The 20,924-nt window shown below is 60.4% G+C and carries 17 protein-coding genes, 1 pseudogene and 1 riboswitch; of the genes and pseudogenes, 8 read left to right on the plus strand and 10 right to left on the minus strand.

The genetic code is table 11. The annotated features are described in order from the left end of the window. Nucleotides 1-748 precede the first annotated feature (748 nt). The 4 genes and pseudogenes from AC13QE_RS16600 to AC13QE_RS16615 all read right to left on the minus strand — a co-directional run bounded on the left by AC13QE_RS16600 (nucleotide 749) and on the right by AC13QE_RS16615 (nucleotide 4,342). A pseudogene (locus tag AC13QE_RS16600) lies at nucleotides 749-1,942 on the minus strand (vWA domain-containing protein). A 3-nt stretch (nucleotides 1,943-1,945) separates the two neighbouring features. Further along, complete coding sequence (gene metA, locus AC13QE_RS16605) at nucleotides 1,946-2,872, minus strand: homoserine O-acetyltransferase MetA (protein ID WP_488484476.1); 927 nt, start codon at nucleotides 2,870-2,872, stop codon at nucleotides 1,946-1,948. A 45-nt stretch (nucleotides 2,873-2,917) separates the two neighbouring features. After that, nucleotides 2,918-2,995, minus strand: a riboswitch (SAM riboswitch). Nucleotides 2,996-3,077: 82 nt separating this feature from the next. Continuing rightward, entirely contained in the window at nucleotides 3,078-3,500 is a 423-nt protein-coding gene (locus AC13QE_RS16610) for an NUDIX domain-containing protein (RefSeq protein ID WP_488484477.1), read from the minus strand. After that, the gene (locus AC13QE_RS16615; RefSeq protein ID WP_488484478.1) at nucleotides 3,500-4,342 is read right to left on the minus strand and encodes an AAA family ATPase; all 843 of its coding nucleotides are present in this window, start codon (nucleotides 4,340-4,342) and stop codon (nucleotides 3,500-3,502) included. The genes AC13QE_RS16610 and AC13QE_RS16615 overlap by 1 nt, the downstream gene beginning before the upstream one ends. A gap of 163 nt (nucleotides 4,343-4,505) precedes the next feature. Here AC13QE_RS16615 and AC13QE_RS16620 point away from each other — a divergent pair, with 163 nt between their 5' ends. Beyond that, entirely contained in the window at nucleotides 4,506-6,356 is a 1,851-nt protein-coding gene (locus AC13QE_RS16620) for an ABC transporter ATP-binding protein/permease (protein WP_488484479.1), read from the plus strand. Nucleotides 6,357-6,463: 107 nt separating this feature from the next. On the opposite strand, the gene efp is transcribed toward AC13QE_RS16620, so the two are convergent. Next, the gene (gene efp, locus AC13QE_RS16625; RefSeq protein WP_015341611.1) at nucleotides 6,464-7,033 is read right to left on the minus strand and encodes an elongation factor P; all 570 of its coding nucleotides are present in this window, start codon (nucleotides 7,031-7,033) and stop codon (nucleotides 6,464-6,466) included. A 152-nt stretch (nucleotides 7,034-7,185) separates the two neighbouring features. On the opposite strand from efp, the gene epmA reads away from it, so the two are divergent. From epmA to AC13QE_RS16660, 7 genes are all read left to right on the plus strand, one after another. Beyond that, complete coding sequence (gene epmA, locus AC13QE_RS16630; RefSeq protein ID WP_488484480.1) at nucleotides 7,186-8,250, plus strand: EF-P lysine aminoacylase EpmA; 1,065 nt, start codon at nucleotides 7,186-7,188, stop codon at nucleotides 8,248-8,250. Then, nucleotides 8,247-9,299: a lysine-2,3-aminomutase-like protein gene (locus tag AC13QE_RS16635; RefSeq protein ID WP_488484481.1), complete on the plus strand. Its 1,053-nt coding sequence runs from the start codon at nucleotides 8,247-8,249 to the stop codon at nucleotides 9,297-9,299. Before epmA ends, AC13QE_RS16635 begins: the two co-directional genes overlap by 4 nt. 358 nt (nucleotides 9,300-9,657) lie before the next feature. Then, a complete protein-coding gene (locus AC13QE_RS16640) occupies nucleotides 9,658-9,909 on the plus strand; it encodes an acyl carrier protein (RefSeq protein WP_132719908.1) in 252 nt (83 codons plus the stop codon). Further along, nucleotides 9,909-11,102: an acyl-CoA dehydrogenase family protein gene (locus AC13QE_RS16645; RefSeq protein WP_488484482.1), complete on the plus strand. Its 1,194-nt coding sequence runs from the start codon at nucleotides 9,909-9,911 to the stop codon at nucleotides 11,100-11,102. The genes AC13QE_RS16640 and AC13QE_RS16645 overlap by 1 nt, the downstream gene beginning before the upstream one ends. A gap of 5 nt (nucleotides 11,103-11,107) precedes the next feature. Further along, complete coding sequence (locus AC13QE_RS16650) at nucleotides 11,108-12,016, plus strand: amino acid--[acyl-carrier-protein] ligase (protein WP_488484483.1); 909 nt, start codon at nucleotides 11,108-11,110, stop codon at nucleotides 12,014-12,016. Between the two features lie 8 nt (nucleotides 12,017-12,024). Next, nucleotides 12,025-12,984, plus strand: a complete 960-nt coding sequence (locus tag AC13QE_RS16655) for a DUF1839 family protein (RefSeq protein WP_488484579.1) — start codon at nucleotides 12,025-12,027, stop codon at nucleotides 12,982-12,984. A gap of 77 nt (nucleotides 12,985-13,061) precedes the next feature. Next, entirely contained in the window at nucleotides 13,062-15,530 is a 2,469-nt protein-coding gene (locus tag AC13QE_RS16660; RefSeq protein ID WP_488484484.1) for a glycoside hydrolase family 2 protein, read from the plus strand. 304 nt (nucleotides 15,531-15,834) lie between these two features. On the opposite strand, the gene AC13QE_RS16665 is transcribed toward AC13QE_RS16660, so the two are convergent. From AC13QE_RS16665 to AC13QE_RS16685, 5 genes are all read right to left on the minus strand, one after another. Then, the gene (locus AC13QE_RS16665) at nucleotides 15,835-16,914 is read right to left on the minus strand and encodes an ABC transporter ATP-binding protein (RefSeq protein WP_488484580.1); all 1,080 of its coding nucleotides are present in this window, start codon (nucleotides 16,912-16,914) and stop codon (nucleotides 15,835-15,837) included. Nucleotides 16,915-16,958: 44 nt separating this feature from the next. Next, nucleotides 16,959-18,029 carry a Gfo/Idh/MocA family protein gene (locus AC13QE_RS16670; RefSeq protein WP_488484485.1) on the minus strand — a complete coding sequence of 357 codons (1,071 nt, stop codon included), beginning with the start codon at nucleotides 18,027-18,029 and terminating at the stop codon, nucleotides 16,959-16,961. A 7-nt stretch (nucleotides 18,030-18,036) separates the two neighbouring features. After that, nucleotides 18,037-19,062: a Gfo/Idh/MocA family protein gene (locus AC13QE_RS16675; protein ID WP_488484486.1), complete on the minus strand. Its 1,026-nt coding sequence runs from the start codon at nucleotides 19,060-19,062 to the stop codon at nucleotides 18,037-18,039. Nucleotides 19,063-19,135: 73 nt separating this feature from the next. Then, a complete protein-coding gene (locus tag AC13QE_RS16680) occupies nucleotides 19,136-20,020 on the minus strand; it encodes a carbohydrate ABC transporter permease (protein WP_488484487.1) in 885 nt (294 codons plus the stop codon). Continuing rightward, entirely contained in the window at nucleotides 20,013-20,924 is a 912-nt protein-coding gene (locus AC13QE_RS16685; protein WP_488484581.1) for a carbohydrate ABC transporter permease, read from the minus strand. The genes AC13QE_RS16680 and AC13QE_RS16685 overlap by 8 nt, the downstream gene beginning before the upstream one ends.

A 20,924-nucleotide genomic window follows, 5' to 3' on the forward strand; every position in this document is an offset into this window, starting at 1 on the left:
AGGCGAAATTTAAGGGCAAGCGGAAGGGGATCAAGGTTCACCAGAGCTTTCCCCAATAGCTTCGGACAGGCAGGCTACGCTATGAATGTACGACGCGTAAGACAAGCGGACAGTTTGCTTTGGTTTTTTGGGAGGGGCGCTTGATCGTTGGCATAGCGTTCTTTCTGCCGCATCCATGGAAAATGCATCCGCCTGCTAGGTCTTGTCGTTGAGAAATTTAACCGGCTTCCTGCTGAAAAGCGCTTTGATCGGTCGCTTTGACCCATCCGCCTCTCCGATAGCCATGATTATCATCAGCCTATCGCCATGAATGGCAAGAAAGATATCGAACGGCTTTGAGCTGTATACGCCGGTTTGAGGGCTCCATCGTCCTGTGCCTACCGCGTAGTTCACATTTCCATATCGGCTGGTCTCCGCCGTGGCGCTCCAGCCGTTGTTCGCGCTGATCGTCATAAATCTGCCATGCCTTACTATTCCCACACGGCATTTTTCGCAGCGGCCGGCGTCAGAATGGGTCTGGTCCCACTGGCCGGAAAAACCTCCTTCCTCTGATCTCGCCGGCTGGGAGACCAACAAAATAGTTGAGATGAAGAAACCAATCGAACAGCATAGCGCACGCACATCTCCAACAGCTTCCCCAGTGATCTGAGCCAGTTTTTCCTACGTCTCTTTTTCTACAAGTGGTTGTGGTGATTTGGTAGCGTTTGGGTTCGCAAATACGACTGTGGCCGCTCCAAGAGAACTAAGCTCAGCGCGACAGTTCCTTTGTCGCCTTTTCCAGCCCGCCGAGTGTCAGAGGGTACATGCGATCGCTCATCAGCCGACGGATCATCGAGATCGAGGTCGTATGGCCCCAATAGCTTTCCGGCACGGGGTTGATCCAGATGCATTTGCGGAAATGGCCTGTCATGCGAGTGAGCCAGGCCTCCCCAGCCTCCTTGTTCCAATGCTCCACCGAGCCGCCCGGCTGAGAGATCTCGTAGGGGCTCATGGATGCGTCGCCGACGAAGACGACACGGTAGTCGGGGCCGAAGGTGCGGATGAGATCGGTCGTCGCCGTGATGTCGACGCGCCGGCGGCGATTGTCCTTCCACACGCCCTCGTAGAGGCAGTTGTGAAAGTAGAAATACTCCATGTGGCGGAACTCCGCGCGGGCGGCGGAGAAGAGTTCCTCCACGACGCGGATATGGTCGTCCATCGAGCCGCCGACATCGAAGAACATCAGCAGCTTGACGGCGTTGCGGCGCTCCGGCCGTGTCTGGACATCGAGATAGCCATGTTCGGCGGTAGAGCGGATGGTGCCGGAAAGATCCAGTTCTTCGGCTGCCCCCTCGCGAACCCAGCGGCGCAGGCGCTTCAGCGCCACCTTGATATTGCGGGTGCCGAGTTCGACGCCGTCGTCGAGGTTCCTGAAGTCGCGCCGGTCCCAGACTTTTACCGCGCGGCGGTGGCGCGAGGTTTCCTGGCCGATGCGCACGCCTTCCGGATTGTAGCCGTAGGCGCCGAAGGGCGAGGTGCCCGCCGTGCCGATCCATTTCGAGCCGCCCTGGTGCCGGCCCTTCTGCTCGGCCAGCCGCTCGCGCAGCGTCTCCATCAGCTTGTCGAAGCCGCCGAGTGCCTCGATCTACCGTCTTTCCTCTTCCGTCAGATGTCGCTCGGCGAGCTTGCGCAGCCATTCCTCGGGAAGGACGGTCGGCTCCACCGCTTCTCCATCGGCATTGCTGGCGATCGCCTCGACGCCACGAAAGTAATCGGCGAAGACCTGGTCGAAACGGTCGATGAAGCGCTCGTCCTTGATCAGCGTCGCGCGCGCCAAATAGTAGAAGGCCTCGACGTCGTAATCAGCAATCCCTTCTTCCATTCCTTCAAGCAGCGACAGGAATTCCCGGAGCGTCACCGGAACCTTCGCTTCCTTGAGCTTCAGGAAGAAGGGAATGAACAAGCCTCAAATCCTTTCCTGGCCGATCTCCTCCAGATCATACGGCGTGGTCTGGTAGATCTCGTTGATCCAGTTGCCGAAGAACAGATGCGCGTGGCTGCGCCACCGGTTCTGCGGAGGAATTTCCGGATCGTTATGCGGGAAATAGTTGTGCGGCATCTTGATCGGCACGCCCGCATTCACATCGCGGAAATACTCATCCGCCAGCGAGGTGGAATCATACTCCACGTGATTGAACATGTAGAGCCGGTTACAAGCCTGCTCGTGCACGAGGCAGACGCCCATCTCGCTCGAATCCATCAGGATCTGCAAGCCGGGCACCTTTTCGATATCGGCGCGGCGCACTTCGGTCCAGCGCGACACCGGAATGGCGAAATCGTCGGAGAAGCCGTTGAGATAGACCGAGGAGGGCTTCAGGTTCTGGTGACGATAGACGCCGAAAGCCTTTTCCTTCAGCGTGTATTTCGGCACCTTGTGGAAATGATAGATCGCCGCCATCGCGCCCCAGCAGACGTTCATCGTCGAATGGACGTTGGTCGTCGTCCAGTCCAAGATCTCCTGCATCTCGTTCCAGTAGGTGACGTCCTCATATTCCAGCAGCTCGATCGGCGCACCCGTGATGATGAAGCCGTCGAACTTGCGGTGCTTCACCTCTTCCCACGTTTGGTAAAAGGCGAGGAGATGCTCTTCGGAGGTGTTCTTGGCCTTGTGCGCGCCAACACGCACCAGGGAAAACTCCACCTGCAGCGGCGATGCGCCGACCAGGCGCGCCATCTGGACCTCGGTCTTGATCTTGTTCGGCATGAGGTTGAGAAGCCCGATCTGAAGAGGGCGGATATCCTGACGGAACGCCACCGTTTCGGTCATCACCCGCACACCTTCGTTCTGAAGGGTTTCAAACGCGGGGAGCGTATCGGGAATCTTGATGGGCATCTTTTCACTCGCCAAATACAAAAAAACCGGCCGCGATGAATCGCTACCGGTCCGCACGCGGCCCTTTAGCGACTTATTTAACGTGGCTGCAAGCCGGCCGGCCAAATCACCACGAGGGAAATTCAATAGACCTGCTGCCTCCGCGGGTCAATGGGGACAAGCGTCGATGGAAGTCGGTGGGTCCAGTCCAGAGGCGCGATACGGCCTACAGATGTTTAATGAGAGCTTCCATGCCATAACCGAGGCGCTGGCTGGCGGTCTCGATCGGTAGCCAGAAGAAGCGGAAGCCGATCGGGTCGCCACCGTCGAAAGGCGTCATTTCGTGGTGGAGCCAAGTGGCAGGCGCTCGCTCGGAGATACCGCAGCGGAAATAGTGCCGTTGGTGATAGTAATCGCGGCCGTTCTTTTCGAAACGGTAGTCGTGGACGCCAAGCGGATGGAGTTCGCGCGGCGCAAAACCGGTCTCCTCCTCGAATTCGCGCGCTGCGGCCGCTACAATGTCCTCACGGGATTCGACAGTGCCACCGGGAACCTGGAGCTGGACGGCGGGGAAGTCTGGCTCATCGAATACCAGCAGATGCCGATCCCGCACAGCATAGATCAAAACCTTTACGGCATCGGGTTGCATTATCGTCCCTGCCCACGTGCCATGAAGGCCAGCCGCTCGAAGAGGTGCACATCCTGCTCGTTCTTCAGAAGCGCGCCATGGAGTTTCGGCAATACGTTCTTCGCATCGGCGCGCAATGTTTCCGGCTCGATATCGTCTGCGACCAGCAGGCGGATCCAGTCGAGCGCTTCCGAGGTCGAGGGCTTCTTCTTCAGGCCCGGCACGTCGCGGATTTCAAAGAATTGCGTCAGTGCCGCATGGACGAGCGTCTGCTTGATGCCGGGATAGTGCACCTCGACGATGCGCGTCAGCGTCCCCATGTCGGGGAAGCGGATATAATGGAAGAAGCAGCGGCGCAGGAAGGCGTCCGGCAGCTCCTTCTCGTTATTCGAGGTGATGATGACGATCGGGCGGATCGCGGCCCGGATCGTCTCACCGGTCTCGTAGACGTGGAATTCCATGCGGTCGAGTTCCTGCAGGAGATCGTTCGGGAATTCGATATCGGCCTTGTCGATCTCGTCGATCAGCAGCACGCACTTCGTCGGCGAGGTGAAGGCCTGCCAAAGCTTGCCCTGACGGATATAGTTGCTGACATCATGAACTCTGATGTCGCCGAGCTGGCTGTCGCGCAGGCGCGAAACCGCATCATATTCGTAGAGACCCTGCTGGGCCTTCGTCGTCGATTTGACATTCCACTCGATCAGGTCAAGGTCGAGCGCGGTGGCCACCTGGCGTGCGAGTTCGGTCTTGCCCGTACCGGGTTCGCCCTTTACGAGAAGCGGACGCTCCAGCCTTATGGCAGCATTGACGGCGACCATCAGATCCTTGTCGGCAATATAGTCGGCAGTTCCCTGAAATTGCATCGGAAGGCTTTCTCAATCTTTCAAGCGCAAGCTAATTGCTGGCCTTATTCGGTTCAAGACGCGAAACCGTGTATATAGGAATGTGATCCCACCGATCTATTGCAAGGGTGGACATGAGGGCGGCTCATGATTAACTGACGGGACGCGTGGCAGGGAAGTGCTGATGGCAGTTGATACGCAAGCCAAGCCGAATGGGCAGGGGAACGAGCAGGTCGGATACGATTTGAGCCTCTTCTTTCGGTTGAGGATGATGTTTTCCGCGTTCTGGAATTCGCCGGTCCGCATCAAGCTCATTATTCTTGTCGTCGCGCTTTTCGCAATCATCCTCGTCACGGCCTATGTTCAGGTGCTGCTCAACAATTGGAACGCGCCCTTCTACGATTCGCTGGCAAGGCGCGATATCACCGCTTTCTTCCATCAGCTCGGCGTCTTCGGCATCATCGCCGGTTCGCTTCTGGTCCTCAACGTCATCCAGGCCTGGCTCAACCAGATGACCGCGCTGTACATGCGCGAGGGTCTGGCGCGTGATCTCGTCAATCAGTGGCTTCAGGCGAAGCGCGCGCTTCGTCTCGCCTCTTCCGGCCTGATCGGCGTCAATCCAGACCAGCGTCTGCATGAAGATGCCCGCAACCTCGCGGAAAGCACGACCGGGCTTGCCATCGGTCTGGTGCAGGCGACGATCCTGCTGCTGAGCTTTATCGGCGTGCTCTGGGAGCTTTCCAGCGGCATGGTATTCAAAGTCAACGGCATGAGTTTCGCCATCCCCGGCTACATGGTCTGGGCGGCAATCCTCTATGCCGGATCGGCATCGTTCCTCAGCCAATTCGTCGGCCGCCGCCTCGTGCGGCTGAATGCGGATCGCTATTCGAAAGAGGCCGAGCTGCGCTTTGCGCTCATGCATGCCAACGAGCATATGCCGGCGATCACGATTGCCGGCGGCGAAGAGAACGAGCGCCGGCGGATCAATCTCGATATATCGGCCGTGCTTGCCGTCATCCGGCAGCTTGCCATCGCCAATACCAATCTCACCTGGGTGTCCGCCGGCTATGGCTGGCTGGTGCTCATCATTCCGATCCTCGTTGCTGCGCCCGCCTATTTCTCCGGAGGCTTGACCTTCGGTCAGCTGATGGTGGCGGTCGGCGCCTTCAATCAGGTCAATTCGGCGCTGCGCTGGTATGTCGCGAATTTCGGCCCGATCGCCGAATGGCGCGCGACGCTGATGCGCGTGACCGATTTCCGCAAGGCGCTGACGGAGATGGACGACAAGACGCCGATGCCGCACACCCTCGTCTTTGAGAAAGCGGCACCCGGGACGATGGTTTGGACCGATCTTGAGATTTCGACGAAGACCAGCGACGATGCGACTGAAAACGGCTTCCGGATCGCGGAGGGTACGGTCACGATCAATGCCGGCGAGCATGTGATGATCAATGGCGATCACGGCGTAAACCGCAGGCTGCTGTTCGAGGTGCTGGCGCACCAGTGGTACAGCGGCTCGGGCACGGTCAGCCTGCCGCCGATGGACGACATGCTCTTCGTGCCCCATACGCCCTATGTGCCGACCGGCACGCTCAGGGAGGCAATCTGTTTTCCGGATGATCCGGACGCCTACGACGATGCCGCTGTCGAGGCCGTCATCGACAAGGTGGGGCTCGGCCGGCTGAAGAGCCGTCTCGATACGCAGGCCCGCTGGGATCGATTGCTCGATACCGAAGAGCAGAAGGCTGTCGGCTTTGCGCATCTGCTGCTCGCGAAGCCGAAATGGATCGTCTTCGACGATGCCATGGAAGGGCTCGAGGCTGAAGTTCAGGCGAAGGCGTTCGCTATGCTCACTGAACTGGAGGGTGCGACCCTGATCTACATCGGCCGCTCCGATGCCTTTATGAACTCCATGTCGCCGCGCATCCTGCATCTGCAGTCCCTCGCTCCGCATGAGCACAGCACCGATATGCAAACGCCTCCCGAAGCTGCCAGTGCAATGCGGGCGGGCGAGAAAAAAGCCAGTGCTCCCTAAGACGGTGGGATCCATCTTCATGCGATCCTCTGGCTTCAACCGCCCAAAACGCAAAACGCCCCGTCGCGAGGACGAGGCGTTCTTCATGCAAGCTATGAGCTTGAAGCTCAGTCCTTGGCGCGCTCGACGTAGGAATTGTCTTCCGTGGCGATGACGACGCGGGTGCCGGCGGTAATGTGCGGCGGCACCAGGGTGCGGATGCCGTTCGACAGTATGGCAGGCTTGTAGGAAGAGGATGCCGTCTGGCCCTTCACGACCGGCTCTGTCTCGCTGATTTCGAGCGTGACATGGCGCGGCAGTTCGATCGCGAGCGGGATGCCTTCGTGGATCGACAGGATGCAGGTCATGCCTTCCTGGAGATAGGCCTTCTGGTCGCCCATGGTTTCGACATCGACCACGACCTGATCGTAGGTGGCCGGGTTCATGAAGTGGAAGCCTTCGCCGTCTTCATAGAGGTACTGGAAGTTCACGTCTTCGACGAAGGCGCGCTCGACCTGTTCGGTCGTGCGCCAACGCTCGGAGACCTTCACGCCGTCGACGATGCGGCGCATGTCGACCTGGGTGACCGGAGTGCCCTTGCCCGGATGAAAGTTCTGAGCGGTGAGAACGACGTAGAGCTTGCCGTCGACGTCGAGAACGTTGCCCTTGCGGACCGAAGAGGCGATGACCTTGACCATAAGACTTCCTTGTAACGCTGCGTTTTGCGTCGTAGAGGGACTGTCTGAATGCTCTCCGAGACGCAGCTTTTGTTTGCTTGGGGGCGCAACTACCCTAAATCAATGGAAATTGCCACCCCCTTGCGTGGGTCGTGCCCCGAAGAAAGCTAGGAATGAAGCCGAAGACGAGCAAAGCGTCCCCCTGGTGGACCCGCAATGTCCATGCGGACCGGCGGCCGTTCCTCATCGGCCGCAATGCCATTCAGGCTGCGTTGCGGGTTTTCTTTGCGCGCAACGACTTCATCGAGGTCGATACGGCGACGCTGCAGGTGTCACCCGGCAACGAGGCGCATCTGCATGCTTTCGAGACCGAGGCGGCGACGACGGATGGCAAAACGCTGCCCCTCTATCTGCACACCTCGCCGGAATTTGCCTGCAAGAAGCTGCTTGCGGCGGGCGAGGAGCGCATCGCCTGCTTTGCGCATGTCTACCGCAATCGCGAGCGCGGGCCGCTGCATCATCCGGAATTCACCATGCTGGAATGGTACCGGGCAGGAGAGAGCTACGAGGCCCTGATGGCCGATTGCGCCGCAATCCTGGGGCTTGCGGCCGAGACGGTCGGGGCAAAGAAATTCAGCTACCGCGGCGCAGAAACCGATCCGTTCCTCCAGCCCGAGCGCATCAGCGTCTCAGCCGCTTTCGAACGTTACGCCGGCATCGATCTCTTTGCGTCCATTGGTCTCGACGGATCGACGGATCGCGAGCGCTTGGCGGCGGATATGCGGCAGGCTGGCATCCGCGTTGCCGACGACGATCTCTGGCAGGATCTTTTCAGCCGGGTGCTGGTTGAGAAGATCGAACCCAATCTCGGCTTTGGCCGCGTCACGATCCTCGACGAATATCCCGTTTCCGAGGCAGCCCTTGCCCGGCCGTCGGCAGCCGACCACCGCGTTGCCGAGCGTTTCGAGCTCTATGCCTGCGGCGTTGAGCTTGCCAATGCCTTTGGCGAGCTTACCAATGCCGAGGAGCAGCGCCGCCGCTTCGAGATCGAGATGGCGGAAAAGCAGCGCGTCTATGGCGAGACCTATCCGCTGGACGAGGAGTTTCTGCAGGCGCTTGCCGTCATGCCTGACGCAAGCGGCATCGCGCTGGGCTTCGACCGGCTTGTGATGTTGGCAACCGGCGCTTCGCGGATCGAGCAGGTTCTGTGGGCGCCAGTCGCGGAGTATGACGCATGAATGTGATGCGCCCAATCCGGACTATCGGTGAACTTGAGCGCGCCGGGCTGATCGACGCCGATCAGGCAGTGGCGCTCGAAGCCGTGGCGGAGCGCTATGCCGTCGCCCTGACGCCGACCGTGACGCGACTGATCGACGCCGAAAACCCCGCCGATCCCATAGCCCGGCAGTTCGTGCCTGATCCGGCGGAACTCGTCGTCACGCCCGAGGAGCGCGCCGATCCGATCGGCGATCACGCACATAGCCCGGTCGAGGGCATTGTGCACCGCTATCCCGACCGTGTGCTTCTGAAGGCCGTGCATGTCTGCCCGGTCTATTGCCGTTTTTGCTTCCGCCGCGAGATGGTCGGACCGCAGGGGCTCGGCACGCTGGATGGCGCCGCGCTTGACGGCGCCTTTGCCTATATCCGCGAGCACAAGGAGATCTGGGAGGTCATTCTGACCGGCGGCGATCCGCTGGTGCTTTCACCGCGGCGCCTGGAAGAGATTCTCGGGCAGCTTGCCGATATCGAGCATGTGAAGATCGTCCGCTTCCATACCCGCATCCCCGTCGTAGATCCTTTGCGGGTCGATGCGGCGCTGATTGCGGCACTGAAGGCGAGCGGCAAGACCATCTATGTAGCGCTGCATGCCAATCATCCGCGGGAGATGACGCAGGAGGCGCGCGCTGCCTGCGGCCGGTTGGTCGATGCGGGAATCGTGCTTATCAGCCAGTCGGTTCTGTTGAAGGGCGTCAATGACGATCCGGAGGTGCTGGCGGCGCTGATGAGGGCTTTTGTCGAAACGCGGGTGAAGCCATATTATCTGCATCATCCGGACCTTGCGCCCGGCACCAGCCACTTCCGCCTCACGATCGCCGAAGGACAAGCGATAGTAGCAAGCCTGCGCGGCCGGATTTCCGGCCTTTGCCAGCCGACCTACATTCTCGATATTCCCGGTGGCTACGGCAAGGCCGACATCGGTCGAAGCGCGGTTCGCGAACTGGGCGAGGGCTGCTATTCGATTTCGGATTACAGGGGCGGTGACCACGTCTATCCGCCGGAAGGTTAGTACTCGTTACAAAGGGTCTATACTTTTGCCAGCGCTCCGATTGGGATTGCATTTCTAGCGCAAACGTTGTGACGAATTTTGGCACGTTAACCGACGTGAGACCTGCGGCTTTCCAAAAAAGCACCACGCCCTTATATCAGGAATATATAATATTAATGCGCGGGCCGCGATTTAGATGACTAACGTTTGGTAAATTTCAATCGGAAAAGTCTAGGATATAGCAATTTCCCACCAAGTATAAGTTGTTTTCATTTACCACGTCGCTTAGCGGAATTTTCTATTTTGCCTGTTACCTCTCGGCGAAGAATAAGACTGCGTAACTGCGGTTATGCTTGCCATTGCCAGAAGGGACTAGACTATGAACAAGACGATTCGCGATTTGCTGGCCAAGTTCGGTACGCTTCCCGTTGCTATCGATCAGATTGAAGACGATGCTGATCTTTACGCGACGGGGCTGTCTTCCTTCGCTTCCGTACAGCTGATGCTGGGCATCGAGGAAGCCTTCGACATCGAATTTCCCGACAACCTGCTGAACCGCAAGTCCTTCGCCAGCATCGCCGCGATCGAAAGAACCGTCGGCATGATCCTGGACAGCAGAAAGGTCGCCTGATGACTGCGGCGGTCGCTCTACTCGAGGTTGGGACGGGCGAGGGAGCGGCGGTGCGCGCCGCCCGCGTCGCAGCGATCGCCAGCCAACACGCCGATGCCGTCGATGCCGAGGGCCGTTTCCCGCGCGAAGCCGTCGACGCCATGCGCGCCGAAAAGCTGCTCTCCATCCAGATCCCCACCGAACTCGGCGGCGAAGGCACGTCGATGACCGAAATCGCCGAGCTTTGCTCGATCCTCGGTCAGGCTTGCGCGGCCAGCGCCATGGTCTTCGCCATGCATCAGATCAAGCTTTCGAGCCTGGTCGAGCACGGCGTCGATAGCGATTGGCACCGCGACTTCATGCGCCGCATCGCCAGGGAACAGCTGCTGCTTGCGTCGGCGACGACCGAGGGCGGGATCGGCGGCAATCTACGCAACAGCATCTGCGCCATCAATGTCGAAGGCGATACCTGCACCCTCGAAAAGGATGCGACAGTTATTTCCTATGGCGCCCATGCCGACGCCATTCTGATCACCTCGCGCAGCCATGCCGAGGCGGCGTCCTCCGATCAGGTGCTGACCTGCTTCCTGAAAGATCAATACGACATCAAGCGCACCGTCGAGTGGAACACGCTCGGCATGCGTGGCACCTGTTCCGACGGTTTCCTGTTCAAAGGTAAAGCTCCGGCCAAGCAGATCCTGCCAAAGCCGTTTGCCGAGATCGCTGCACAGTCGATGCTCGCAAGCTCGCACCTGCTCTGGAGCGGCGTATGGTACGGCATTGCCGCCGACGCGGTTTCCCGCGCGCAGGCGTTCGTGCGAGCCGCCGCCCGCAAGTCTCCTGGCGTACAGCCGCCCGGCGCGTTGCGCCTCGCCGAAGCCTCCAGCATGCTGCAAATGGTGAAATCCAATGTGGTTGCCGGGCTGAAGGCCTATGAAGAGGCGAAGCTCGATGCGGACCGCCTGTCGTCGATGGCCTTCGCCGTGGCGATGAACAACGTCAAGATCGCGTCGTCGGAGATGATCCTACCGATCATCAACCACGCAATGCTCATCTGCGGCATCATGGGGTACAAGAACGGTACGCCCTACAGCCTCGGCCGCCACCTGCGCGATGCGCACTCGGCGCAATTGATGATCTCGAATGACCGCATTCTCGGCAATACGTCGACCATGCTGCTCGTCCACAAACAAGATACCAGCCTGTTGGGGTAACCGTCATGGATATGCAAACATCGTTTCTCGACCGCCTTTTCGATTCCGGCCTGCTGATCGACACCGGCGTTGATGGTCTCTACGGCCGCAGCGGCCAGTTCGAAGACGTGATTTCCGCTTTCGAGCGCTTGATCGATAGATTCGGCGGCGCCGATGGCGCCGAAGCCATCCGTTTTCCGCCCGGCATGAACCGCGCCTTCTTTGAGACGAGCGGTTACATGAAGAGCTTCCCGCAACTGGCCGGCACGGTGCACAGCTTCTGTGGCAACGAGCTCGACCATATGAGCCTGCTGAAGTGCATGGAAGTCGGCGACGACTGGACGAAAGACCAGCAGGCGACCGATATCGTGCTGACGCCGGCGGCTTGCTATCCGCTCTATCCGACGGTTGCCAAGCGCGGTGCCATTCCGGAAAACGGCGCGCTTTACGATCTGCAGTCCTATTGCTTCCGCCACGAGCCCTCTAAGGACCCGGCCCGCCAGCAGCTGTTCCGCATGCGCGAATATGTCTGCATGGGCAGCGAAAAGCATGTGACGGATTTCCGCCAGAGCTGGATGGATCGCGGTGTCGAGATGATGAAGGCCGTCGGTCTCGACGTGACCATCGATGTCGCCAACGATCCGTTCTTCGGTCGCGCCGGCAAGATGCTCGCCAACAACCAGCGCGACCAGAACCTAAAGTTCGAGCTGCTGATCCCGATCACCTCCGTGGCCAATCCCACAGCCTGCATGAGCTTCAACTATCATCAGGATGCCTTCGGCACGAAATGGGGTCTGAACTTCGCCGATGGCAGGGTCGTGCATACGGCCTGCGTCGGCTTCGGCCTGGAGCGCATCGCGCTGGCGCTGTTCCACACCCACGGTCTCGACACTAGGGAATGGCCCGAGAGCGTGCGCAAGACGCTGTGGGGCTGATCGCACCCATGGATGCCGTGTTTCAGGGACTGGATCCCGCCGCCTACAAGCCACATGCGCTACACGACAGCGAGCGCATGTGGCCCGAGACCAACTGCTACATCGACCTCTGGATCGAGGTTCTTTCGAGCCTGAAGCTGCCGCCGGAAGCCATGCTCGGCTTTACGCTGACACAGGATTTCGAGGGCGATCAGTTCACCTTCTTCAAGGTGCCGCTCGAGGATCTGGAAGCGCTCTACAGCTTGCGCTGCACCGAGCTTGCGATCTACGACAAGGTTCAGAACCATGTCGCCGAGCAGATCGGCCGTGGCCGGCTCTGCCTGGTGGAGATGGATTCCTTCTTCATGCCGGATACTCAAGGGGTCGGCTACCGCCGCGAACACGGCAAGACGACGGTCGCGATCAACCGGCTCGACATGCAGGGCCGCACGCTCGACTACTTCCACAATGGCGGATTCTTCCAGCTGTCGGGCGAGGACTTCGACGGGCTCTTCCAGCTGCATCTGACGGATGAAGATCTGCCCTTCCTGCCCTATACGGAATTTGCGAAATTTCCGGAGAAGGCACCGGGTGAGGCTGCGATCCGTCAGACGGCGCAGCAGCTTCTGTCTTTCCATTTCCGCCGTCGTCCGCTGGCCAATCCGATCCGCGCCTTCGCGGAGGTCTTCCCGGCGCAGGTGGAAGCGGTCGCCGAACGGCCATTCGGTTTCTTCCATAAATACGCCTTCAACACACTGCGTCAGCTCGGCGCCAATTTCGAGCTTGCCGGCAGCCATTTCGACTGGCTTTCAGCCGATTTGTCCGATGCGGCAGCCGAGGCACGGAAAATTTCCGAGACGGCGAAGTCGGTGCAGTTCCAGCTGGCCCGGGCCATCACGCGCAAGAAATTCGAGCCATTGCGGACGGCGCTTGATCCCGCCGCCGATGCGTGGGATTCCATGATGAGCGAGCTCGAACGGAAGCTCTGATCGGCTTCCGTTGGACCGCCATACGGCTGTGTTATTTCTGAACATATTGGGGCGGGGGCAATCCCTCGAAAAATGTCATGGGCGGGCGCTTGGCGGATCTCGGCGGTGGAATGCGGCTGAGCGAGGGTTGGAATCTGGTATTGACGGAGGCGGGCACCTGCCTCTTGCCCTCCGATGTGCCGCTGACGTCCGGCTTTATCCCGGCGCCTGTGCCCGGCACGGTGGCGGAAGCCCTGGAAAAGGCCGGACGCTTCGACCGGACGAAGCCGCAGCCTCTTCATGACCGCGATGCCTGGTACATCTGCCGTCTGGTGGATGCTGACGCCGGTGAGGCGGTCTTGCGGCTCGAGGGGCTCGCGACGCTTTGCGAAGTCTTCCTCAACGGCCAGCAAATCCTTGTTTCCGAAAGCATGTTCGAGGCTCACGACGTCGATGTCACCTTGCTTGGCGGTGACGAGCTGGCGCTCTGCTTCCGTGCGCTGGAGCCGAAGCTTTTGGAACCCGGCCCACGCGCCCGTTGGCGGCCGCAGATGATCACGCCACAGGGCTTGCGGATGGTGCGCACGACGCTGCTCGGCCATATGCCCGGCTGGTGCCCTGAGGTTCAGGCCGTCGGCCCGTGGCGGCCGATTTCGCTGCTGCGTCCCGGCGCCCCCGTGATCCGCGATCTCTCCTTGCGGCCGGACCTGCTCGAGAATGGCGAGGGCAGGCTCTATGCCTCGCTTTCGATCGAAGGCGATGTCGAAGAGCTGACACTACGGTGCGGCGATGCTGAACAGGCTTTCGAGAAGACTGGTGCCGGCCGCTATACCGCTATCCTGAAAATGCCTGATGTGGCGCCCTGGTGGCCGCATACGCATGGCGTTCCGCAACTCCATGACGTCACCCTCGTCGTCAATGGCGTCGAGCACGCGCTGGGGCAGACCGGTTTCCGCCGGCTGTCGGTCGATCGTGGCGCCGATGGGCAGGATTTCGCTGTCATCGTCAATGGCGAGCGGATCTTTTGCCGCGGCGCGGTCTGGACTACGGTGGATATCGTGCGCCTGCCCGGCGATCGCGAGGATTACGAGAGTTGGCTGCGGCTGGCGGCCGAGGCCGGCATGAACATGATCCGCATCGGCGGCACCATGGCCTATGAGACGTCGGAGTTCTACCGTCTGTGCGACGAACTTGGCCTGATGGTCTGGCAGGATTTCATGTTTGCCAATTTCGACTATCCGAAGAACGACAAGGCGTTCAATGCCCATGTCGAGACGGAGGTTTCGCAGCTTCTCAGCGGTACCCGGCTGTCGCCCTCACTGGCTATCCTTTGCGGTGGCAGCGAGATCCACCAGCAGGCAGCCATGATGGGCCTGCCCGAGCAGTTCTGGAAAAGTCCTATCGTCGAGGAAATCATCCCGCCGCTGGTGCAAGCGCTACGGCCGGATGTGCCCTATGTCGTCAATTCGCCCTCGGGCGGCCCGATGCCGTTTTCACCGAATGCCGGCGTCACGCATTATTATGGCGTCGGCGCCTATATGCGGCCGCTCGCCGATGGCCGCCGCGCCGATGTTCGCTTCGCCGCCGAGAGCCTGGCCTTCGCGCACGTGCCGCAAGCCCGCACGCTCGGCCAGCACCTGCCGGTTCCGGCAGTCCATAGCCCACTATGGAAAGAGCGCGTGCCGCGTGATCGCGGCGCATCCTGGGATTTCGAGGATGTGCGCGATCATTATCTTCAGGAACTCTACGGTTTCGAGCCCAACAAGCTTCGACGCGAAGACCCCGATCTCTATCTCAACCTTTCGCGCGCGGTGACCGGCGAAGTGGCCGAGGAGACCTATGCCGAGTGGCGCCGTCAAGGTTCCGGCTGCAACGGCGCGCTCGTCTGGACGCTGCAGGACCTGCTTCCCGGCGCCGGTTGGGGTGTGATCGATTCGACGGGAGAGCCGAAGCCGGTCTGGTATGCGCTGCGCCGCGCCTTCCGGCCGGTGCAGGTGCTGCTCATGGATGAAGGCACGAACGGCCTCGATGTGCATGTCATCAACGAGAGCGATGCGGCGCTCGATCTGACCGTCGAGGTCTCCTGCTTGCGCGATGGCCGCCAGATCGTCGTCGGCGGTGGCCGCGACCTGGTGCTCGAAGCGCGCGGTAAGCAAAAGATAGCGTGCACTGAACTTTTCGGCGCCTTCTTCGACACGACATACGCTTTCCGTTTCGGACCGCCATCGCATGATGTCACTGTCGCACGGCTGACAGCCTCGGCGACCGGCGCTGTTATCGCCCAGGCTTTTTACTTCCCGCTTGGGCGCACCAAGGCGTTCCACGATGCCGAAATCACGGCGTCGGCGGTGCAGGAGGGCGAGGACTGGTTCCTTGATCTGAGCACCGACCGGCTGGCGCAATCGGTGCAGATCGATCTGGAAGCCTATCGGGCGGAGGATGACTGGTTCCATCTTGCGCCGGGCAGCCGGCGGCTTCGCCTGTATAGGCGGGAAGGCGTTCCGGCCGATGTCATTCCATCCGGCCAGATTCGCGCTATCGGCAGCCGGCGGGTCGTCGAGGTTTAGTTGGCGGCGGGATACGAAGGGTCATCTCGCCCCAGGCGGGCGAGAAAGCAATTTCACTGGTTTAGGAATTGCGACATTGGAGGCTTTAGCGTGCTCAAAAGCTCAGCGCAATTTCTAAGCCATTGAAATTGCAAGAGAGGGGGCAGTTTCTTGCACCAATAAACTTGACGCTGATTGCGTCCATGCCTACCCCCACTCTTGTAAAAACTAAGGATTAGACGAGGGACGAGCCCTCGCCTAATCCTAAGTTTTTACTTTCTCGCCCGCCAGGGGCGAGATAGGCCCCACCTGCTTCAACACGCTCCTACAAAGTCATCCCATCCGGCCCGAACAGATGGCAACGCTCGGGATCGATGTGAATGCTGACCGTTTCGCCCGCGCGGATGGCCTGCTGATCTTCGAGCGCAACCGTCAGCGCCTGGCCGCCATGCAGTGTGACGTAGAGGATTGTCTGCCCGCCGAGGTGCTCGACGAGATCGACGCGGGCATTGCCGAGCCCTAAGCCGCGATCGCCGACGTTCAAATGTTCCGGGCGCGCGCCAAGTGTCACGGGCTGTCCGGGCTGGAGACCACCGAGCCGGCGCGGCAGGCGTACGGTCTGGCCGGCGAGATCGATGACGGCGGAGCCGTCGTCGGAGGCGACGATCTTGGCATCGAGAAAGTTCATCTTCGGCGAGCCGATGAAGCCGGCGACGAACTTGTTCTTCGGCCTGTTGTAGAGGTCGAGGGGAGCGCCGACCTGCTCGATCTTGCCGCCATTGAGCACGACGATCTTGTCGGCCATGGTCATGGCTTCGGTCTGGTCGTGGGTGACGTAGATCATGGTATTGCCGAGACGCTGGTGCAGGCGGGCGATCTCGACGCGCATCTGCACGCGCAGTTCTGCATCGAGGTTCGAGAGCGGCTCGTCGAAGAGGAAGATGTTGGGCTCGCGCACGATGGCGCGGCCGATGGCGACGCGCTGGCGCTGGCCGCCGGAAAGCTGCTTCGGCTTGCGCTGCAGCAGCTGCTTGATCTGCAGGATCTCCGCCGCCTTTTCGACGCGCGGCTGGATGTCCTGCTTCTTCATGCCCGCGGTTTCGAGGCCGAAGGCGAGGTTCTTGTAGACCGTCATATGCGGATAGAGCGCATAGGACTGGAAGACCATGGCGATGCCGCGCTTGGAAGCGGGGACATCGTTCATGCGGCTGCCGTCGAGATAAAGCCCGCCGCCGGAAATCGGCTCGAGGCCGGCGATCATGCGCAGCAGCGTGGACTTGCCGCAGCCGGAGGGACCGACGAAGACGGTGAATTCCCCCGGCTCGATTTCGAGGTCAATCCCGTGAACCACCTGAAGCTCACCATAGCGCTTGATAACCTTCTGCAGCGATACGCTTGTCGCCATGGGCGCTCCCTCCTTGTTGGTCCTGATGGCTCGCGGGGCAACGTTCATGACGGCCTCCAGCTCTTGTATTTCTTGGCTTCCGGCCCGACCGGAAAGCGGACTTCGGTGCGGGTTTCCGACGATTCATAGAATGCCGTGACCAGTTCCAGCGCCTGGCGGGCATCGACTGTGGTCACCGGCAGCGGGCCGCCCGACACCAGCGCGTCGTGGAACAGCCTCATCTGCGTATTGAAACGGTTGGGGATCGGCGACCAGTCGGCGAGCAGCGCATCGATCTTCGCGCCGATCTCGTCATTGGCGGGAATGATCTTCCAGGGGTCCTGGCCGGGGCTGTAGGGCTCGTGGTTGCTTTCGATCAGGACGTTTTCGAAGGCGAGGCGCAGGCGGCTGATCTGCTCCTGCGAGCCGAGCGTAGCGCTGATGGTGGCGAGTGCACCGTTTTCCATCAGCAGGCTGGCGCTGGCGCAATCCTCGACCTCGATATCGTTGACGCTGGTGGCGACGCGACCGAAGAGGCCTGCGATCGGCCCCATCAGATAGGTGAGCATATCGTGCAGATGGATGGAGTGCGTCATCAGCACGCCGCCGAGCTCTGTGTCCCACTTGCCGCGCCAGGGGACCGCGTAGTAATCGGCGCCGCGCACCCAATGCGTCTCCGACGTGGCGACATAGGCCTTGCCGGCGATGCCTGAAGCGATGATGCGCTTGGCCTTCTGGATACCGTCGCCATAGCGATACTGGAAGATCGGCATCAGCCGGCCCTTAGCGGTCTTTTCGGCCGCGATGACGGCATCGACATCGGCCAGCGATCCCACGAGCGGCTTTTCGCAGACCACATGCTTGCCGGCGGCAAGTGCCTGCATGATCAGCTGGAAATGCGAGCCGGGCGGCGTGCAGATATCGATGATGTCGATATCGGGCATGTTGAGGACTTCGGAGAAATCCTTGAGGCGTCTCGCGATGCCGAATTCATCGCCGACCGTGTTCAGGCGTTCCTCGTTGAGATCGCAAAGGACGGCGACCTCGAAACGGTCCGGATGCGGCAGATAGCCTTCGACAATGTGGGAGCGGCCGATGCCGAGGCCGATGATCGCGACTTTCTTGATGTCGGACATGTCGCAATTACCTCTGAGCGTTCTTGAGCGATGTTGCCTCGGCAAGCGCCTGCGCCTTCAGCGCCAGCTCCATGGCCTTGAAACAATGTTCCTGGCCCATGGCCGTTTCGGTGCGGTCTCTTATGTCGGCTACAAGCTGGCGGCCATAGGGCAATTCCACTCCGCTGCAATCGATATGCTGCATGCCCTTGCGGTCGGTGAGGAAGAGGTGATCGGTGCCGGGACGGCCGGCGACGTCGATATATTTGCGCAGCTCGATCGTCCCTTCCGTGCCGACGATGAACAAGCGGCCGTCGCCCCAGGTGGAAAGCCCGTCCGGCGTGAACCAGTCGACACGGACATAGCCCGTCACATCAGGCGTCCTCACATGGAAATCGCCATAGTCCTGCAGGCCCGGTGTTTCCGGATTGGCGCGATTGGACACTGTGGCCGACAAGACCTCTGCTTCGAGCGAGTTAGCGAAAAACAAGAACTGCTCGCATTGATGCGAGGCGATGTCGGCGATGATGCCGCCATAGCGTTTGCGGTCGAAGAACCAGTCCGGCCGGGTCGGCTTGCGCAGACGGTGCGGTCCGAGGCCCGTCGTGTGAATGACCTTGCCGATGGCGCCGGCCTTGACCAATTCGCCGGCCTTGACTGTCGATGCCGTTTCGAAGTGCTCGGAGTAGAGGATGGAGACGATGCGCTTGGTTTCGGCCTGCACCTTTTTGACGTCTGCCAGTTGATCCAGCGTCACCATGCCGGGCTTGTCGAGCATCACGTCCTTGCCGTGGCGCATGGCCTCGATGGCAAGGCCGGCGCGCTCGCTGGAAATCGCGGCGCTGACGATCAGCGCGATGGAGCTGTCCTCGAGGATTTCCCTTTTGTCGACAACGCGTCGTGCCTGCGGGAAACGCTCGGCGAAGACAGCGGCAAGATCGTCTTCCACTGCGTGGAAGGCGACGAGTTCGGCGCCGGCCCGCAGCATAACGTTGACCTGCCCGTAGATATGATCGTGATTGAGGCCGATGGCGGCGAAGCGCAGCGCGCTCATGCGACATTTCCTTTCGTGGGTTTGTTGGTTCGCAGCCCCAAATCTTGGGTATTCGGGACTGCGGGGTTCATAATCAGCGTTTGAGGCCGGCGGTCGCGATGCCGTCGATCAGCAGCCTCTGGAAGAAGAGGAAGATCAAGAAGACCGGGATCAGCGACAGGCTCGACATGGCAAACAGGCTGCTCCAGTCGGAACTTCCGGTGGAATCCACGAAGGAGCGCAAGCCGAGCTGCACTGTGTAGGTATTGATGTCGGAGAGATAGATTAGCGGCCCGAAGAAATCGTCCCAGGTCCAGATGAAGGAGAAGATGGCGGCAGTTGCCAGAACCGGAAGCGACAGAGGCAACATGATGCGCCAGTAGATGCGCCATGGGCTGCAGCCATCCATCATGGCCGCCTCGTCCAGCTCGCGGGGAATGCCGCGGAAGAACTGCACCATCAGGAAGATGAAGAAGGCGTCGACGGCGAGAAATTTCGGCACGACGAGCGGCAGCATGGTCTTCACCCAGCCGAGCTTCAGGAAGAGAATATATTGCGGGATCAGCGTGACGTGATAGGGCAGCATCAGCGTGCCCAGCATCAGCGCGAACCAGAAATTCTTGCCCCAGAAGTTCAACCGCGCGAAGGCGTAGGCCGCCAGCGAGCAGGAAATCACGTTGCCGATGACCGACAGCACGGCGATGAGGGCTGAATTCCAGACGAATTTGCCGAAGGTAACCTGGCCGCCGAACCAGCCGCGGGCATAGGAGCTGAAGTCGAATTGCGAGGGGATCAGCGAGGCCGTGCCGAAGATCTCGTTCTGGTCCTTGATCGAGCCTGAGAGCATCCACAGCAGCGGATAGAGCATCACGATCGACGCGGCGATGAGAGCGGCGTGGATGAGGATGGAGAAGAACCACGGGCGCTCGCGCGGCGGCTTCATGTCCTCGGCAAAATGGGTGAGCTTCGCGTCAGTCATCGTAGTGGACCCAATAACGAGCGGAGAGGAAGGAGAAGGCGGTGAAGATTGCGATGATGATCACAAGGATCCAGGCCAGCGCCGAGGCATATCCCATGCGGAAATAGCCGAAGGCTTCCTGGTAGAGGTAGAGCGTATAGAACAGCGTCGAATCGATCGGCCCGCCGGTGCCGGAGGAAATCACATAGGCCGGCGTGAAGGCCTTGAAGGCGTCGATCGTCTGGACCACGGCGTTGAAGAAGATCACGGGCGTCAGAAGCGGCAGGGTGATCTTGAAGAAGATTCGCGCCTTGGAGGCGCCGTCGAGGCTGGCGGCCTCGTAGAGATCGGTTGGGATCTGGCGCAGGCCGGCGAGGAAGATGATCATCGGCGAGCCGAACTGCCAGATGGCCAGAATGATGAGCGTATAGAGCGAATAATCGGGATTGGAGATCCAGCTCGGCCCGTTGATGCCGAAGGCGTACCAAAGCAGGGTGTTGACGATGCCGTCGGCATCGAAGATCTGCCGCCACAGCACGGCGATCGCGACGCTGGAGCCGAGCAGCGACGGCAGGTAGAAGATGGCGCGATAGACCGGCAGGCCCTTGATGCCGCGGTTGAGCAGCAGCGCCACCAGCAGCGCGAAGGCGAGCTTCAGCGGCACCGAACAGACGACGTAGAACAGCGTCACCTTCATCGACGACAGAAATTTGTCGTCGGCCGTCGCGATCCGCACGTAGTTCTCCATACCGACGAGGTTTGGCGACTGCAGCAGATTATAGTCGGTGAAGGAGAGATAGAGCGAGGCGATCGCCGGGCCGAGGGTCAGTCCGAAGAAGCCGATGAACCACGGCAGAAGGAAGAGATAGCCGGGTGCGTTCCGCGCGAATGCGCTCGGCGCCTTATAGGCGGTTTCCACGCGCAA

It is taken from the genome of Martinezella sp. CNPSo 3957 (genome assembly GCF_057784395.1).